17 protein-coding genes are annotated in these 15,236 nt (G+C 62.9%); 7 read left to right on the top strand and 10 right to left on the bottom strand.

Translation table 11 applies throughout. The annotated features are described in order from the left end of the window. Positions 1-26: 26 nt before the first annotated feature. Positions 27-644: a transglutaminase-like cysteine peptidase gene (locus tag AC1D0I_RS01570; protein ID WP_477392607.1), complete on the top strand. Its 618-nt coding sequence runs from the start codon at positions 27-29 to the stop codon at positions 642-644. A gap of 305 nt (positions 645-949) precedes the next feature. Further along, positions 950-1,186 (top strand): hypothetical protein, encoded by a 237-nt coding sequence (locus tag AC1D0I_RS01565; RefSeq protein WP_184872749.1) that lies wholly within the window; start codon positions 950-952, stop codon positions 1,184-1,186. A 79-nt stretch (positions 1,187-1,265) separates the two neighbouring features. Here AC1D0I_RS01565 and AC1D0I_RS01560 read toward each other — a convergent pair whose 3' ends face one another. From AC1D0I_RS01560 to AC1D0I_RS01545, 4 genes are read right to left on the bottom strand one after another with little or no spacing between them, the layout of a single operon-like run. Then, complete coding sequence (locus AC1D0I_RS01560) at positions 1,266-1,634, bottom strand: helix-turn-helix domain-containing protein (protein WP_477392605.1); 369 nt, start codon at positions 1,632-1,634, stop codon at positions 1,266-1,268. A 10-nt stretch (positions 1,635-1,644) separates the two neighbouring features. After that, the gene (locus AC1D0I_RS01555; RefSeq protein WP_457152991.1) at positions 1,645-2,190 is read right to left on the bottom strand and encodes a Smr/MutS family protein; all 546 of its coding nucleotides are present in this window, start codon (positions 2,188-2,190) and stop codon (positions 1,645-1,647) included. Beyond that, on the bottom strand, positions 2,187-3,293 hold the full coding sequence (gene mltA, locus AC1D0I_RS01550; protein WP_477392603.1) for a murein transglycosylase A: 1,107 nt from the start codon (positions 3,291-3,293) through the stop codon (positions 2,187-2,189). Before mltA ends, AC1D0I_RS01555 begins: the two co-directional genes overlap by 4 nt. Positions 3,294-3,318: 25 nt before the next feature. Beyond that, positions 3,319-4,026, bottom strand: a complete 708-nt coding sequence (locus AC1D0I_RS01545) for a Tim44/TimA family putative adaptor protein (protein WP_184872745.1) — start codon at positions 4,024-4,026, stop codon at positions 3,319-3,321. Between the two features lie 199 nt (positions 4,027-4,225). Between AC1D0I_RS01545 and AC1D0I_RS01540 the strand changes: the two genes are divergently transcribed. After that, positions 4,226-4,726 carry an FxsA family protein gene (locus AC1D0I_RS01540; protein WP_477392601.1) on the top strand — a complete coding sequence of 167 codons (501 nt, stop codon included), beginning with the start codon at positions 4,226-4,228 and terminating at the stop codon, positions 4,724-4,726. A gap of 194 nt (positions 4,727-4,920) precedes the next feature. Continuing rightward, positions 4,921-5,421 carry a protein-export chaperone SecB gene (gene secB / locus AC1D0I_RS01535; RefSeq protein WP_095083878.1) on the top strand — a complete coding sequence of 167 codons (501 nt, stop codon included), beginning with the start codon at positions 4,921-4,923 and terminating at the stop codon, positions 5,419-5,421. 240 nt (positions 5,422-5,661) lie between these two features. On the opposite strand, the gene dnaQ is transcribed toward secB, so the two are convergent. The 5 genes from dnaQ to AC1D0I_RS01510 all read right to left on the bottom strand — a co-directional run bounded on the left by dnaQ (position 5,662) and on the right by AC1D0I_RS01510 (position 9,599). Next, positions 5,662-6,366, bottom strand: a complete 705-nt coding sequence (gene dnaQ / locus AC1D0I_RS01530; RefSeq protein ID WP_477392600.1) for a DNA polymerase III subunit epsilon — start codon at positions 6,364-6,366, stop codon at positions 5,662-5,664. 75 nt (positions 6,367-6,441) lie between these two features. Then, complete coding sequence (coaE, locus tag AC1D0I_RS01525) at positions 6,442-7,047, bottom strand: dephospho-CoA kinase (protein ID WP_477392598.1); 606 nt, start codon at positions 7,045-7,047, stop codon at positions 6,442-6,444. Further along, positions 7,044-7,886: a shikimate dehydrogenase gene (locus AC1D0I_RS01520; RefSeq protein WP_477305521.1), complete on the bottom strand. Its 843-nt coding sequence runs from the start codon at positions 7,884-7,886 to the stop codon at positions 7,044-7,046. The genes coaE and AC1D0I_RS01520 overlap by 4 nt, the downstream gene beginning before the upstream one ends. Next, a complete protein-coding gene (locus tag AC1D0I_RS01515) occupies positions 7,879-8,478 on the bottom strand; it encodes a Maf-like protein (protein WP_457152998.1) in 600 nt (199 codons plus the stop codon). The genes AC1D0I_RS01520 and AC1D0I_RS01515 overlap by 8 nt, the downstream gene beginning before the upstream one ends. A 299-nt stretch (positions 8,479-8,777) precedes the next feature. Then, entirely contained in the window at positions 8,778-9,599 is an 822-nt protein-coding gene (locus AC1D0I_RS01510; RefSeq protein ID WP_095083883.1) for a pyruvate, water dikinase regulatory protein, read from the bottom strand. Between the two features lie 404 nt (positions 9,600-10,003). On the opposite strand from AC1D0I_RS01510, the gene hemE reads away from it, so the two are divergent. From hemE to rho, 3 genes are all read left to right on the top strand, one after another. Further along, a complete protein-coding gene (gene hemE / locus AC1D0I_RS01505) occupies positions 10,004-11,035 on the top strand; it encodes a uroporphyrinogen decarboxylase (protein ID WP_477224801.1) in 1,032 nt (343 codons plus the stop codon). 56 nt (positions 11,036-11,091) lie between these two features. Beyond that, positions 11,092-11,580 (top strand): protoporphyrinogen oxidase HemJ, encoded by a 489-nt coding sequence (gene hemJ, locus AC1D0I_RS01500; protein ID WP_477392596.1) that lies wholly within the window; start codon positions 11,092-11,094, stop codon positions 11,578-11,580. A 164-nt stretch (positions 11,581-11,744) separates the two neighbouring features. Beyond that, positions 11,745-13,010 carry a transcription termination factor Rho gene (rho, locus tag AC1D0I_RS01495; protein WP_095083886.1) on the top strand — a complete coding sequence of 422 codons (1,266 nt, stop codon included), beginning with the start codon at positions 11,745-11,747 and terminating at the stop codon, positions 13,008-13,010. Between the two features lie 159 nt (positions 13,011-13,169). Here the strand turns inward: rho and AC1D0I_RS01490 are convergent, their stop codons facing one another. After that, positions 13,170-15,188 (bottom strand): thioredoxin domain-containing protein, encoded by a 2,019-nt coding sequence (locus AC1D0I_RS01490; RefSeq protein ID WP_477392594.1) that lies wholly within the window; start codon positions 15,186-15,188, stop codon positions 13,170-13,172. Positions 15,189-15,236 lie beyond the last annotated feature (48 nt).

Raw genomic sequence — 15,236 nt, 5'->3', positions numbered from 1 at the left:
TTAATAACTAAGGGTGGACGGGGACAATGATATCCTCATCGATGGCGCGAAGGCTGCGCGTGTACGTAGCGGCCGGGCTGGCAGCAACGGGAGGCTGGGTGGCACCGGCTTTGGCGGCTGGAGCAATGGCGACCGGGGGCCTCACCTCGCAGCCGATCGGCCACTATGATTTTTGCAAGCTCCATCCGGGCGAATGCTCGATCCGCCCCAGCAATCTGGCGCCGGCCGCGATGACCGACGGGCTGATGCGCAAGCTGATCAACGTCACCGCCAGGGTCAACGCCGCCGTCAAGCCGATGAGCGACATGGAAATCTACGGCAAGGACGAGGTCTGGGCCTACCCCGACAAGGGCGTCGGCGACTGCGAGGACTATGTGCTGGAGAAGCGGCGCCAGCTTTCGCGCATGGGCATCACGCTTGCCGACCTTCTGATCACCGTCGTGCGCAAGACCGACGGCGAGGGCCATGCGGTACTGACGGTGCGCACCGACAAGGGCGACTTTGTGCTCGACAATCTGAACGACAAGGTCAAGTCGTGGGACCAGACCGGCTACCGCTTCCTCAAGCGGCAGGCGATCGACAACACCGGCCGCTGGGTCTCGATCCGCGGCGGCCAGCAGGTCCTGGTCGGTTCGGTTCAGTAGAACACGCGTCTTCAGCTCCCTTCGGCAGATACCGGAACTCGGCGCCGCCCCTCATTGTCCTGCCGGACATTTCTCCCCGTGTAGTGACGCCAATTGTCGTCGTAGCAATATGGCGCCAACGTCGCGGCGATCACCCTTCTCCCCGTCACTATACGGGGAGAAGGTGCCGGCAGGCGGATGAGGGGCGGCGCGGCGTTACAAGCCCTGCACTTCACGCTTCCAACAGTTCCGCATTCTCCATGAACCATTCCCTCCCGGCCGACGACACATGGCCGTGGATAGAAACCAAACCATGGAGACTTCAGATGACTGCACTTTTGCGAAATACCCTTCTCGCCGCCGTCGCGGTATCGGCCCTGGCCGGATCCGCTTTGGCCGATCAGACCATTCCAGGCTGCGCCAAGACATCGACCAACGACCTGTGGGGCGGGCGCTGTTGCAGCAATGGCGACTCGAACTGTCTGGGCGGTGGAAACGGTGGTCGAGGCCACAATGACAATGGCGGCCGGGGAGATAAGGGCGGCGCGGCCGGCAAGAAATGATCTCGACGCAGCGGACCGCCGGCGGGGAGCTCTTCAGGCAAAAGCGGACGCGCGTGTAAAACTCGCGGCTCCGGCCTCGCTACGGTTGCCGGCCCAGAGCCGCGCGGATCGAGGCGGTAATGCGGCGCAGTTCCGCTTCGTCGAGTTTCTCGATGTTCTCGGCCAAGAGATTGGCAAGCTCGGTGGCGGCGGGACTAAGGCCCGACGTGTCGAGCTTCACGCGCGGATGCGAGGCCTCGGCCAGCCGCGCCAGTTCCTCGGCATCGTCCCAGATGACGTTGAAATAGCCGATGATCTTCTGGATCAGCGTCCAGGTCGGCGCGCCGCGCCTGCCATGCTCCAGCGCCGACAGATAGGCGGCGCTGACGCCGATCGCGGCCGCCATATCTTTCTGGCTGACACCGCGCTCGCTTCTGAGCGTCCGCAGCTTCTCGCCGAACGGCGTCATGCCCGCGTCCTCATGCGCGGTGCCGCCGCAGCCGGATATAGAGCGCGCCGGAGCCGCCATGATTGCGGGCGGCATGGTCGTGGCTGGAGACCAGCGGCCGGAAGGCGGGCGTCGACAGCCAGGCGGGCACGGCGCGCCGCAGCACCCCGTCGCCGCCGGAGGACGAACCCTTGCCTGTGATGACCAGCACGTAGCGAATGCCGCCGGCATGCGCCCGGTGCAGGAACGAGAACAGCAGCGAATAGGCCTCGTCCTGGGTCAGGCCGTGCAGATCGACGCGGCCTTCGATCGGCAGCCGTCCCTTCGACAGCTTGTCCAGCGTCGGTTCGTCGAGTGCGTGCGCGACATGCTGCGTCTTCGGCTTTGCCGCGCCTGCCTGGTTGGCAACGGGCTGGGCCGCTTGCGTCTGCATCGGCTTGGCCTCGGCCGGGATATCGGGGATGTCGATGGCCATCCTGCCCTTGAGCGGTTTGGCCGTGCGCGCCACCAGGTTCCACAGCACCCGGTCGTCCTCGCTGAGCTCGGCTTCGCTCGGTCTGGCTCGCCGCCGGGTCATCGATTCGCACCCGGAACGAGAGCACGCGGGATCAGCGCATGAAAATCGGCCGCGTTGCGCACCACGCCAGCGATCTCGCCTGCCGCATCGCCCGAGCCGGCGAACAGGTCGCCGCGCGCCGGCCCGGTGATGGCGGAGCCGGTGTCCTGCGCGATCATCAGGCGCCGGAACGGTTTTGCGTCGAAAGCTGTCAGCGACGGCGCATCGATGTGGAACGGCGTGCCGAATGTGTGCAGTAGGCGGTCGACGGCGATGGAGCGGCCCGGCGTCAGCGGCACCTTGGCGGCGGCGATCGGGCCAAGGGCGGCGTCCTCGACATCGGCCTCTCGGAAGAAGATGTAGGAGCGGTTTTGCCAAAGGATCTCGTCGACGCGGTCCGGGTGCGCCTTGAACCAGGCGCGGATCGACTGCATCGTCACCTTTTCCAGCGGGATCTCGCCAATTTCGCTGAGGATTTTACCGGGCCCGGTGAAGCGTTGGCCGGATTTGGCGGCGTAGGTGACGCGGCGGAGCCTGCCGTCGGTCATGTTCAGTCTGGCCGCGCCCTGCACATGGATGAAGAAGGCATCGACCTTGTCGGCCAGCCAGGCGATTTCCAGCCTCTTGCCGTCAAGCGCGCCACGCTCGATGGCGCCGCGGTCGGGATATTCGACCGGTCCATGCGGCGTGTGGCGGGCAAAGGCGAGGTAGGGGTCCATGCTGGGCGGCCGATTGGCCTCGTCGATATCGACGAGATCGGCCGGGCGCGACAGCAGCGGCACGCAAAACCGCTCCGTTCGCACCGGCGATGCCTCGACTTGCGGTTCGTAGAAGCCGGTGACGAGACCGGAGCCGCCATTCTCGGCGCGGATATTCATCGGGATGAAATGACGCTCGAAAAAGTCGCGGGCCTGCGACCGATTCGCCGGCGAAACGATGCGGGCCTCGGCGTAGGGTTCGGCAAAGGCGTTGAAGTCGACACCAAGCGAACCGCTGCGATAGGGCTTGATCAGGACATGGAAAGCGGAACGGCGAAAGGCCGCGAAGGCAGAGAGATGGTCGTCCTCATCCCAGCCGGGCAAGGCGCCGAAGGATTTCCCGACAAAAAGAGGCGATAGCGACACCGGAGCCTCGCCACTTCTACCGGATTCAGTCTTCTTCCTCGGTGGCGACGAGCTTCCAGTTCGGATCGCGTGAGCGCGTGTCGCGGGCGAAGGTCCAGACGTCCTTGACCTCGGCGACGGTTTCCGGGTCGCCGTCGATGACGGCGCCGGCCTTGTCGCGGGTCGCCGAAATCAGCTCGCTGATGATACGCAGCGTGACATGCGCCTCGCCACCCTTCATCTCGGCCGAGACGATGTCGGCTTTGTCGATGCCGACGAAGGAGGACTGGATCTTTTCCGATTTGGCCTCGCGCTCGCCGATGGCGGCGACAAAGCCATCATAAACCTCGCGCGACAACAGGTTCTTCAGCGTTTTGCGGTCACCGTCGGCATAGGCCATGACGATCATCTCGTAAGCCATCTTGGCGCCGTCGACGAAGCTCTTCGGCTCGAAGGACGGATCGTTGTCCTTGATCGTGCGCAATCCCTTGTTGAGGTCGGTGTCGGGCTTGGCGAAGGCGTCGATCGCCGCATAAGTCTCGGCCGCAGGCTCGCCCGGCAAGCGCTTGCGCGGCAACGAGACGACGTTTTCAGGTTTCTGCGCGGCATCCTTGTCGCCGCTGCGGGCGGCCGTGTAGGGGTCGAACGGCGGCCGTTCGCTGCCGGTGCGTCGGCCCAGCACATTGCGCAGCTGGAAAAAGATGACCACTGCCGCAATCAGGAAGAAAATCGTGCCGAAGTCGAAGAATCCCATATCTTCCGCCAATCAATCCCTGCCTTGTAGCCGGACCGCCGGCCCCGAGGGGTACGGTCTCATAGCGTTCAACATTCAAAGCATATAGAACGCAAGGCGCAATCATTCAAATCAAAGGCAGGCATACCTATCTAACAGGCCCAGTGCCAGCGGCGATTGATCGCCAACGGCCAAAACGATCGAAAAGGGTTGGCAAGACTTGCGCATTTCGTTCTTTCCCCTTTTTGTCCTGGCGCTGCCGCTGCTGGAAATCGCCGGCTTCGTGGTTGTCGGACGCCAGGTGGGCGCCCTGGCGACGGTCGGCCTGGTGCTGGCATCGAGCATCGCCGGTGCGCTGCTGCTCCGGCACCAGGGTTTCAGCGTCATGACGCGGATCCGGGCCGAAATGGACGCCGGCCGCGATCCGAGCCGCCAGCTCGCGCATGGCGCGATGATCGTGCTAGCGGCGATCCTCTTGATCATACCCGGCTTCATCACCGACATCATCGGCCTGCTGCTGTTCCTGCCGCCGGTGCGGGATCTCGCCTGGCGGGCGTTGAAGGGCCGCGTCGTGCTGGCCACCAATTTCAGCACCGGCGGGTTCCGCGGCCGGCAGCGCGACAAGACCATCGACCTCGACGATGGCGATTATTCGCGCAGCGACGACTATGCGCGCGGACCGGACCACAACTCTCCCTGGCGCCGCCTCAAGGACGAATAGGCCTGAGCAAGGCGACGTGCGTTTGAAGCGCACCTGAAATTTTGCTTTGATGCATGTCGTCGTCCCAAAACCGCTGCGCACTTTTGGGCGACATGCATAAGGTGGCAAACCTTGTCTTGTCATGCCGACCATGGTAGCGAACGCCCGATTTCAATTCGGTCAGCGATGCTGCCCAGGCAAGAGGACAAAGGCTTATGGCAAGCAAAGATGACGCGGCGCCCGGCGCAGCCAACGGAAACGGCAATGCGGCACAGCCGTCGCTCAACGTCCTGGCGCAGTATGTGAAGGATCTGTCGTTCGAAAGCCCCGGCGCGCCGAACTCGCTGCGCGGCCGCGACAAGGCGCCCGGCATCGCCATCAACGTCAACGTCAACGCCAACCCGCTCTCCGACAAGCAGTTCGACGTCAATTTGACGCTGAACGCCAAGGCCTCCTTCGACCAGGAAGTGCTGTTCAATGTCGAGCTGATCTATGGCGGTGTGTTCGCGATCAGCGGCTTCCCGCAGGAACACATGCTGCCGATCCTGTTCATCGAATGCCCGCGCCTGCTGTTCCCCTTCGCCCGGCAGATCATCGCCGAAGCGACGCGCAATGGCGGTTTCCCTCCGCTGATGCTCGACCCGATCGATTTCGCGCAGATGTTCCAGCAGAAACTGGCGGAAGACCAGGCCGCGTCGAACGTCAAGGTGAGCTGAGGCCTGCCTTTGTTTGGATTGTGAAGAACCCGGCCTCGCGCCGGGTTTTTTGTCTTAGATGGAGACTTTAAGCGTCAGTCTCGAACATCTGCGATTGGCCTGAGACTCTATACCTTCGCCATCCTAGGGCGGAGCAAGAGCGAAGCGACGTTGCGGAGACCCTAGGATGACGAACGCGAGAAGGGCTAACCTCCAAGGTTTATCATGGTATCTCGCTCCCAACCGGTCTCCAATTTGCCGCTAGTTCCCAAGAACCTTCAACCACAGCGCCTTTTCGCCGAGTGTGGCGACCATGCCTGCGTGCGCGGCGCGCTCGGCTTCGGTCAGGCGCAGCGCCAAGGGGGCCGGGCGTTGGCTGATGGTGATTTCAATTTGGCGGACATTCTCGTTACCCCGAGCCGGCGCGGTGGCGCTGTCGAGGATGAGGGCAGCCTGCTTGCCGCCGATCAGCTCGATATACACTTCGGCCAGCAGTTCGGAATCGAGCAAGGCGCCGTGCTTGGTGCGCCTTGTGTTGTCGATGCCGTAGCGCCGGCAGAGCGCGTCGAGCGAATTGGGGCCCATCGGGTGCTTGCGGCGCGCCAGCGCCAGCGTGTCGACGACACGGCCATTGTCGATGACCGGGTGGCCCAGCCGGCCGAATTCAACATTGAGGAAACCGACGTCGAACGTGGCGTTGTGGGCGACCAGCTTGGCGCCGTCGATGAAGGCCAGCCACTCCTCGGCAATCTCGGCAAAGGTCGGCTTGCCCGCGAGGTCCGCCATGGAGATGCCGTGGACCGCCTGCGCTTCGGCGTGGATCGGCCGCCCTTGAGGATTGATATAGTAGTGGAAGGTCTTGCCGGTCGGGAAGCGGTTGACCAGCTCGATGCCGCCCAGCTCGATGACGCGGTCGTCGCGCGAATCGAGGCCGGTGGTTTCCGTGTCGAAGATGATCTCACGCATCGAATCAGTCGCTCCAGGCGAGCAGAATCATAAGACCGGAACAAAATGGCAATGGGCAATGCTGACGGCCTGGCGTCATGAGATGGCATTCCTTGACTTATCCCCGGTCAGATCCGCAATGATGGCTTTGACCGCCGCGTGGGCGGCGTCCATCCCTTGTCCGGTGTCGATGATGAAATCGGCCTGACGACGCTTATCCGCATCCGGCACCTGCTTGGCCAGGATCGATGCCAGTTTTTCCTCGGTCATGCCCGGTCGCGCCAGCACGCGCTGGCGCTGCACTTCGGCCGCGGCGGTGACGACGACGACCTTGTCGACGCGGTTGCGGCCGCCGGTTTCGAACAGCAGCGGAATGTCGAGCACCGCGAGCGGCGCTCCGGCGGCCCGGTTGCGCGCCAGGAAGGCATCGGCATCGGCGCGCACCAGCGGGTGGATGATGGCCTCCAGCCGCTTCAGCGCGGTGGCGTCGCCAAGCACGCGCCCGCCAAGTTTTGCGCGATCGACCACCCCAACGTCCGTCGTGCCGGGAAAGGCCGCTTCGACCAAGGGCGCGGCCTTGCCGGCATAGAGGCGATGCACCGCCTCGTCGGAATCATGAACCGGGACGCCGGCCTCGGCAAACATCCTGGCCGTCGTCGACTTGCCCATGCCTATCGAGCCGGTGAGGCCGAGCACGATCATGGTTTCGGCACCAGGTCGGCCACGATGAGCGCGCGCAATTCAACCGTAACCTGCGGCCTGACGCCGAACCAGCGCTCGAAGCCGGGCACGGCCTGGTTGAGCAGCATACCGAGACCGTCGACGGCCTTCAGCTTCCTTGCGCGGGCCGCGGCAAGCAGCGGCGTCTCCAGCGGCACATAGACGATGTCGTTGACGATGGCGTGGTCCGGCAGCAAGGCGGGATCGGCGGCAAGGGTCTCATTGCCGTGCATGCCGAGCGCCGTGGTGTTGACCAGCAGACCGGCATCCGCAAGCAGTTCGCCGGTCGCCGCCATGCCGTGCGCGGTAACGCCGACGCCGAAGCGATCGCGCAATTCCTGCGCCCGGGCCAACGTGCGATTGACGATGCGGATGTCGGCGACACCGCGTTGCTTCAGCGCATGGATGATGGCGCGCGAGGCGCCGCCGGCGCCAAGCACGACCGCCGGGCCGTTGCTCGCCCAGCCCGGCGCGTGATCGTCGAGGTTGGCGGCAAAGCCGTGACCGTCGGTGTTGCCGCCCCACAGGATGCCGTCCTCGAACCACAGCGTGTTGACAGCGCCGATCTCTTCGGCCGCCTCGTCTCGCCGGTCGACCAGCGCAAAGGCCGCCTCCTTGTGCGGAATGGTGACATTGCCGCCGCGATAACCGTTCGCCTGCAGCGTCGCCAGGAATTGAGCAAAGTCCTCCGGCGCCACGTCGATGGCTTGGTAGCTGCCGACGATGCCATGTTGGGCGAGCCAGTGGCCGTGGATCTTCGGCGAGCGCGAGTGCTTGATCGGATGGCCGGTGACGAAAGCTTTTTTGGTCGCCTCAGCCATCGATCGCTCCAAGGGCACGAAGTTCGGCCAGCAACGGGAGCAGCGGCAGGCCGACAATGGTGAAATGGTCGCCCTCGATCTTCTCGAAGAGCTCGATGCCTTCGCCCTCGACCTGGTAGGCGCCGACGCTGGCCAGCGCCTTGGCGCCGACACGAGCCAGATGGCGGCCGATGAAGGCAGGGTCGAGCTTGCGCATGGTCATGCTGGCGATGCCGACATGCCGCCACAGCACCTGACCATCGCGGACCAGCACGGCGGCGCTGTTGAGCTGATGGGTCTTGCCCGACAGCGCCAGCAGGTGACGGCGCGCGCCCTCCATGTCGGCCGGCTTGTGGAACACGTCGTCGCCGAGCGACAGCGTCTGGTCGCAGCCGAGCACCAGTGCACCACGCCGGCGCCCGCTGACCTCGGTCGCCTTGGCCTCGGCCAGCACCAGGGCGACATCCTCGGGCGAGACACCGCTGTCCTGCAAGGGCGCCTCGAGCGCCCGCTCGTCGACATCGGCCGCAACCGCCTCGACATCGACGCCGGCATTGACGAGCATCGCCTTGCGGAACGGACTGCTAGAGGCGAGGATGATTTTTTCGGTCATTTTGCACTCGGGCGCAGGCACAGGCGCGGTTGGAGTATGAGCAGCTCTAGTCGGTAAAGTGGGCGCTGCCCCTCATTGTCCTGCCGGACATTTCTCCCCGTATAGTGACGGGGAGAAAGGGGCACCTTCAGCGCCGGCGCTGCTTCCAGCACCGCTGGCGATTGGCGAAATTATCGATGGCAGCGCCCCTCTCCTCGTCACTATACGGGGAGGGGATGCCGGCAGGCAGGTGAGGGGCAGCACCGACTTTCGGCTAGATTTCGCCTGGAGAAGACTCGGAAAACTCACTTTTCGCTCATTTATCTCGACTTGCCGCGCAGGGCAACGATCGCCGCTGCCGTTTCTTCGATCGAGCGACGGCTGACATCGATCATCGGCCAGCCATGGCGCGTGCAGATCTGGCGGGCGTAGGCGAGCTCCTCGGTGATGGCGGCGCGGTCGACATAGTCGCTCGCTTCGTAAGTGCTGCTGTTGCCGAGGATGCGGTTTTGCCGGACATGCGAGATGCGCTCGGCGGTGGCGATCAGCCCGACGATCAGCGGGGTCTTGGCGTTGACCAGGCTCTCCGGCACCGGCACGCCGAGCACGATCGGGATATTGGCGGTCTTGATGCCGCGGTTGGCGAGATAGATGCTCGTCGGCGTCTTCGACGTGCGCGAGATGCCGATCAGCACGATGTCGGCATCGTCCATATTGGCCGGCAGCTGGCCGTCATCATGCTCCATGGTGAAATTGAGCGCGTCGATGCGGCGGAAATATTCAGCGTCGAGAACATGCTGGGCGCCGACGCGGCGGCCGGCCGGCGTGCCGAGATAGGACTGGAACACGGTCAGCACCGGCTCCAGCACCGACACGCAGGGCAGCCCCATGGTCGCGCAGCGCTCGTCAATGCCGCGCGCCAGCTTCTGGTCGACGACCGTATAGAGGATGATGCCCGGTTCCTCCTCGATGTCCTCGAACACTTTGGCCACCTGCTTTTCGGTGCGGATGAGCGGGTAGATATGCTCGATGGCCCGCGCGTCCTTGTATTGCGCCGAAGCCGCCCGACCGGCGGCGAGCAGCGTTTCGCCGGTCGCGTCGGAAATTAGATGCAGGTGGAAGAAGCTCTGGGGTTTGTTCACAAGGGGTCACTCCAGGCTGTGGGCGGCTGTGGATAAAGCGGGATGGAAAGACGGGCCGGTCACGGGTGACTGTATCAGATGGCAGTTTGTCCACAATTCGTCGCACTGTCAGCTTCGCCGGACGGCTGGGGACAAGTTTGGGGACGGCGTCTTTTGTCTCTCGCCTGTCCACAGGGACGGCTTTTCCCTGCGGTTCCTAACGCCTTGACTCCAGTCATGGATTCCGGACTTTCCCCAGAACCCTACAGTCTGGAGAGGCGAGCGCGCGACAATATGCTAGCTGGTGTTTTTGCGGGCAAAGCGGGACAGGTGACAACCACCACAACCAACAGACTCTTAGAATCAGAAGAATCTTAGATATAAGAATCTTTGATTATAGAGAGGCTTGGAGAAGCGAGCGCTCGATGCCCCAGAACCGGATCATGCTGGACGTCCTGAAGGGCAAGACGGTGTTTCCGCCTCCCCTCTGGATGATGCGTCAGGCCGGGCGTTATCTGCCGGAATATCGCGAGACACGCCGGCGGGCCGGTTCGTTCCTCGACCTTTGCTACGATCCCGACCTTGCCGTCGAAGTGACCTTGCAGCCGATCGAGCGCTTCGGCTTCGATGCCTCGATCCTGTTCTCGGATATCCTCGTCGTTCCGCACGCGCTTGGCCGGGACGTACGCTTCGAAGAGGGGCGCGGCCCGCTGCTGACGCCGATCACGGCGCCAGAGATTGCGGCTCTGGAAAGCAAAACGTTTCACGTGAATCTCGAACCGGTCTACGAGACGGTCCGCCGGCTGCGGGCAAAACTGCCCGATGAGACAACGCTGATCGGCTTCTGCGGCGCGCCTTGGACGGTGGCAACCTATATGATTGCCGGCCATGGCACGCCCGACCAGGGGCCGGCGCGGCTGTTTGCCTATCGCGAGCCGGAAGCCTTTCAACATTTGCTGAAAGTGCTTGCCGATCATTCGGCCGCCTATCTTATCCGCCAGATCGAGGCCGGTGCGGATGTGGTGCAGATCTTCGATTCCTGGTCGGGCGTTCTCGATGATGCATCGTTCGACCTGTTCTGCGTTCAGCCGGTGACCGAGATCGTTGGCCGGGTCCGGGCGGTTCATCCCGATGTTCCAATCATTGGTTTTCCCAAGGGGGCTGGTGCGCGGTACCGGACCTATCGTCAGAAGACCGGAGTAACGGCCCTGGGGATCGATTGGACGGTGCCCCTGGTGGCGGCGAAGGATTTGCAGCGCTTGGGTGCGGTCCAAGGCAATCTCGATCCCTTGCGGCTCGTTGCTGGCGGCAAAGCCCTATCCGATGGTGTCGAGGCCATCCTTAAAACGCTGGGAGACGGGCCGCTGATTTTCAACCTCGGTCACGGTATCACGCCGGAGACGCCGATAGCGCATGTCGAGACAATGGTGAAACTGGTGAGGAGCGCGACCCGCTGATGACTGATTCAAACAGCACTGGCATCACCAACAGCACCGGCCAGGCAATGATGCGAATGATGATCGGCATCGCCGTGCTGGTCGTTCTCACGGCACTTCTGTTTTTCGTCGCGCCCGACAGCTTCTATCCATGGGCGAAAGCGATCCACATCCTTGCCGTCATCTCCTGGATGGCGGGCATGCTTTATCTGCCCCGGCTGCTGGTTTATCACGTGGATGCCGAGAAGGGCTCGGTGCAGTCGGAGACCTTCAAGGTGATGGAGCGCCGCCTGCTCCGCGGCATCATCAATCCGGCAATGATCGCCACCTGGGTTTTCGGTCTGTGGCTCGCCTGGAAAGGCTTTGGTTTCCACGGTGGCTGGCTGCACGCCAAGATCGGTGCGGTGCTTCTGCTGTCCGCCGTTCATGGCTATCTGGCGGGCGCGGTGCGCAAATTTGCCGAGGATCGCAACGAAAAGCCGGTCCGGCACTGGCGGATGATCAACGAGATCCCCACATTACTGATGATCGCAATCGTGATCCTGGTTGTAGTCAAGCCGTTTTAGCTCTTACCAGGGCCCATAAAACGCAGCTTGCTCTTTCACCCAAGCGACGATAAAAGACGGGTCTTCCTTCCCGTCATGCGCCGCCCTTTATTGCTTTCGGCCGCGCCCGGCATTTGTCGCATCCCGCCGATATATTTTCCCCAAAGCAGATTCAGAGTCCGTCTATGCAAGAAATGAAACTCGCAGAGTTCAAGAACAAGAAGCCACCAGAGCTGATCGCTTATGCCGAATCGCTCGAGGTCGAGAACGCCAGCGTCATGCGCAAGCAGGAGCTGATGTTCGCTATCCTGAAGAAACTGGCCGCCCAGGAGATCGAGATCATCGGTGACGGTGTTGTCGAGGTGCTGCAGGACGGTTTCGGTTTCCTGCGCTCCGCCAATGCCAACTATCTGCCCGGTCCCGACGACATCTACATCTCGCCCTCGCAGATCCGCCGCTTTTCGCTGAAGACTGGCGATACGGTCGAAGGGCCGATCCGCAGCCCGAAAGAGGGCGAACGCTATTTCGCCCTGCTCAAGGTCAACACCATCAATTTCGACGATCCCGAAAAGATCCGTCACAAGATCCACTTCGACAATCTGACGCCGCTCTATCCGACCAAGCGGCTGAAGATGGAGATCGACAATTCGACCAGCAAGGACATCTCGCCGCGCGTGATCGACCTGGTGGCGCCCATCGGCAAGGGACAGCGCGCGTTGATCAACGCGCAGCCGCGTACCGGCAAGACGGTTCTGATGCAGAATATCGCCCACTCGATTACTGCCAACCATCCGGAATGCTATCTGATCGTCCTGCTGATCGACGAGCGGCCGGAGGAAGTCACCGACATGCAGCGCTCGGTGAAGGGCGAGGTTATCTCCTCGACCTTCGACGAGCCGGCGGTGCGTCACGTCCAGGTCGCCGAAATGGTGATCGAGAAAGCCAAGCGCCTGGTCGAGCATGGCCGCGACGTCGTCATCCTGCTCGATTCGATTACCCGCCTCGGCCGCGCCTACAACACGGTTGTGCCGTCATCCGGCAAGGTGCTGACCGGCGGTGTCGACGCCAATGCCTTGCAGCGGCCGAAGCGCTTCTTCGGTGCCGCCCGCAATATCGAGGAAGGCGGCTCGCTGACCATCATCGCGACTGCGCTGATCGACACCGGCAGCCGCATGGACGAAGTCATCTTCGAAGAGTTCAAGGGCACCGGCAACTGCGAAATCCAGCTCGATCGCAAGGTTGCCGACAAGCGCATCTATCCGGCCATGGACATCTTGAAGTCCGGCACCCGCAAGGAGGACCTTCTGGTCTCCAAGCAGGACCTGCAGAAGATCTTCGTGCTGCGCCGCATCCTGGCGCCGATGGGGACCACGGACGCTATCGAGTTCCTGATCGACAAGCTCAAGCAGACCAAGACCAACGCGGATTTCTTCGATTCGATGAACACGTAACGGTCTCATCGAAGCCTTCCGGCCTATGCATCAAACCCCATTCCGGCAAAACCGGGATGGGGTTTTTCATTGTCCGGGATCAGGTCGCATTCCCGATACGGCGTGGCCGTTGGTGGCTGCGGACTCCCCCCCTTCGGCGGAAGGCGAGGTTTCCTGATCCTATTGGGGGCGCAAGAGGTGTTCGAGCTCTTTGGGATTCGTCACAACGGGAAGGCAGACTTGACCGGTGCAGAGCCAGGCACCCGGCCTATCGGTTGGCAGCAGGAATCCACCGGGCAGCGCGGGTCGATTCGCTTCCGAACCGATAGAAACGATAATGTCGATCCGACGCGGATCGGGGTTTCGATTCGCAACCGGAACAAGTTCGGGATTGGACGGATCATCAATTAGGACCAGCTTAAGCGGCTCGATCGCCAGCGCACAGGCGTTGACGACGCCTGCCTGGCCATAGGCCTGCTGCGCAGCGCGGCCGGCGGCATGCTCGGCGACCTTCCAGGCTTTTTCCTGCAGGTCGAGGTCGCCTTTGACCGAGGCGAGCCGAACCAGCGCTTCGATGATCTGTCCGGTGGCAGACGGAATGGCCTCGTCGACGTCGCCCCGGATGCGGATCGGCACGTCGGTGCTGTCGGAAGCGGTGAGAAAGTAGCCGGTCCTGTCGGCATCGGCGTGCCAGAGATCCAGCTGCTCGATGAACCGGCTGGCCTGCTCGACATAACTCCATTCGCCGGTGGCTTCGAACAGCGCGATCGCCGCATTGGCCATGGCGGCGTAGTCGCTGGATAGCGCCGGGAACAGTATCCTCGCGCCGAGCATCGAATGCGGCAAACGTTTGTCGCGGCTGGCGGCGTTGATATGGGCAAAGGCCCTTGCCGCCGCGTCGACCCAGTCAGGCCGCGACAATGACCGGCCGGCCTCCGCAAGGGCTGCAATCATCAGGCCATTCCAGTCGGTGAGGGTCTTTGCGTCGAGGCCCGGCCTGACCCTCCCTTCCCTTATGGCGAGAAGTTTCGCCTTGAGCGGCACGAGTTGATCGCGATCGACCACACTTTGGGCTTGCTGGGAGCTGGTTTGATGGACGACCGGCTTGCCTTCCCAGCCATGCGGGCTGGAGAGCGTGAAGTATTTGAAGAACAAGGCGGAATCGTCGGCAAGTGCAGCTTCGATCTCTACCTTGCTCCAGGTGTAGAACAGTCCCTCCTCGCCGTCGCTGTCGGCGTCGAGGCTGGCTGCGAAGGCGCCGCCGGCGACGCGCATTTCACGCAACAGCCAGCCGACCGTGTCTTCGATTCGTATCCGGAACAAATCATTGCCGCTTGCCGCATAGGCCCAGTTGCAGAAGTGGACGAGCTGGGCATTGTCGTAGAGCATCTTTTCGAAATGCGGCACAAGCCATTCGGCATCGGTCGAATAGCGGCTCAGCCCGCCGCCGACATGGTCGTAGATGCCGCCGCTCAGCATCCGGTCGAGGCTGAGCAGGACGTCATCACGATGCGTGGAATTGCCATCGCGCAGCCAGGACAGCCAAAGCGTGAGCATGAACGGCGCATTCGGGAATTTCGGCGCGCCGCGCAAGCCGCCGAGATCGCGATCGATCATGCCGTCGATGCCCCTGGCAAGGCCTTCCAGCGTGTCGCGATCAAGCACTGTTTTGGCATGCGAGCCGGCGAGCCGCGCCTCGACATGCGTGGTCAGGCCATCGGCGCTCTGGTTCAGGCTCGCCCTCTTCTCCCGCCAGGCCTTGTCCACCGATTGCATCACCTGGATGAAGCCCGGGCGGCCGTAACGCGGCTCGCGCGGAAAATAGGTACCGCCCCAGAACGGCTTGCCGTCCGGCGTCAGGAACATGGTCAGAGGCCAGCCGCCCTGTTCGCCCATCGAGGACAGGGCGGCCATGTAGATCTGGTCGATGTCCGGCCGTTCCTCGCGGTCGACCTTGATATTGACGAACAGACGGTTCATGACGGCGGCGACTTCGTCATTCTCGAAGCTTTCGTGCGCCATGACGTGGCACCAGTGGCATGCGGCATAGCCGACCGAGAGCAGGATCGGCCTGTCCAGCGCCCTCGCCTCTTCAAGCGAAGCCGGCGACCAGGCCCGCCAATGGACGGGGTTGCCGCTGTGCTGCTGCAGATAGGGGCTGGCTTCTTCGGCAAGCAGGTTTTGCGGGGGCAATGTCACGATGAGGCACTCGGCGATGCGATTGAACGGGCAAAGCTAGGGCAGTGC

It is taken from the genome of Mesorhizobium sp. P2_D1, from assembly GCF_056404455.1.
The sequence above is the reverse complement of the archived record's forward strand: the minus strand, read 5'-3'. Positions and strand labels throughout refer to the sequence as shown.

Coding starts and splice junctions, on each gene's coding strand:
- AC1D0I_RS01570 (WP_477392607.1), top strand. CDS start 27: ATGATATCCTCATCGATGGCGCGAAGGCTGCGCGTGTACGTAGCGGCC.
- AC1D0I_RS01565 (WP_184872749.1), top strand. CDS start 950: ATGACTGCACTTTTGCGAAATACCCTTCTCGCCGCCGTCGCGGTATCG.
- AC1D0I_RS01560 (WP_477392605.1), bottom strand. CDS start 1,634: ATGACGCCGTTCGGCGAGAAGCTGCGGACGCTCAGAAGCGAGCGCGGT.
- AC1D0I_RS01555 (WP_457152991.1), bottom strand. CDS start 2,190: ATGACCCGGCGGCGAGCCAGACCGAGCGAAGCCGAGCTCAGCGAGGAC.
- AC1D0I_RS01545 (WP_184872745.1), bottom strand. CDS start 4,026: ATGGGATTCTTCGACTTCGGCACGATTTTCTTCCTGATTGCGGCAGTG.
- secB (WP_095083878.1), top strand. CDS start 4,921: ATGGCAAGCAAAGATGACGCGGCGCCCGGCGCAGCCAACGGAAACGGC.
- dnaQ (WP_477392600.1), bottom strand. CDS start 6,366: ATGCGTGAGATCATCTTCGACACGGAAACCACCGGCCTCGATTCGCGC.
- coaE (WP_477392598.1), bottom strand. CDS start 7,047: ATGATCGTGCTCGGCCTCACCGGCTCGATAGGCATGGGCAAGTCGACG.
- AC1D0I_RS01520 (WP_477305521.1), bottom strand. CDS start 7,886: ATGGCTGAGGCGACCAAAAAAGCTTTCGTCACCGGCCATCCGATCAAG.
- AC1D0I_RS01515 (WP_457152998.1), bottom strand. CDS start 8,478: ATGACCGAAAAAATCATCCTCGCCTCTAGCAGTCCGTTCCGCAAGGCG.
- hemE (WP_477224801.1), top strand. CDS start 10,004: ATGCCCCAGAACCGGATCATGCTGGACGTCCTGAAGGGCAAGACGGTG.
- hemJ (WP_477392596.1), top strand. CDS start 11,092: ATGATGATCGGCATCGCCGTGCTGGTCGTTCTCACGGCACTTCTGTTT.
- rho (WP_095083886.1), top strand. CDS start 11,745: ATGCAAGAAATGAAACTCGCAGAGTTCAAGAACAAGAAGCCACCAGAG.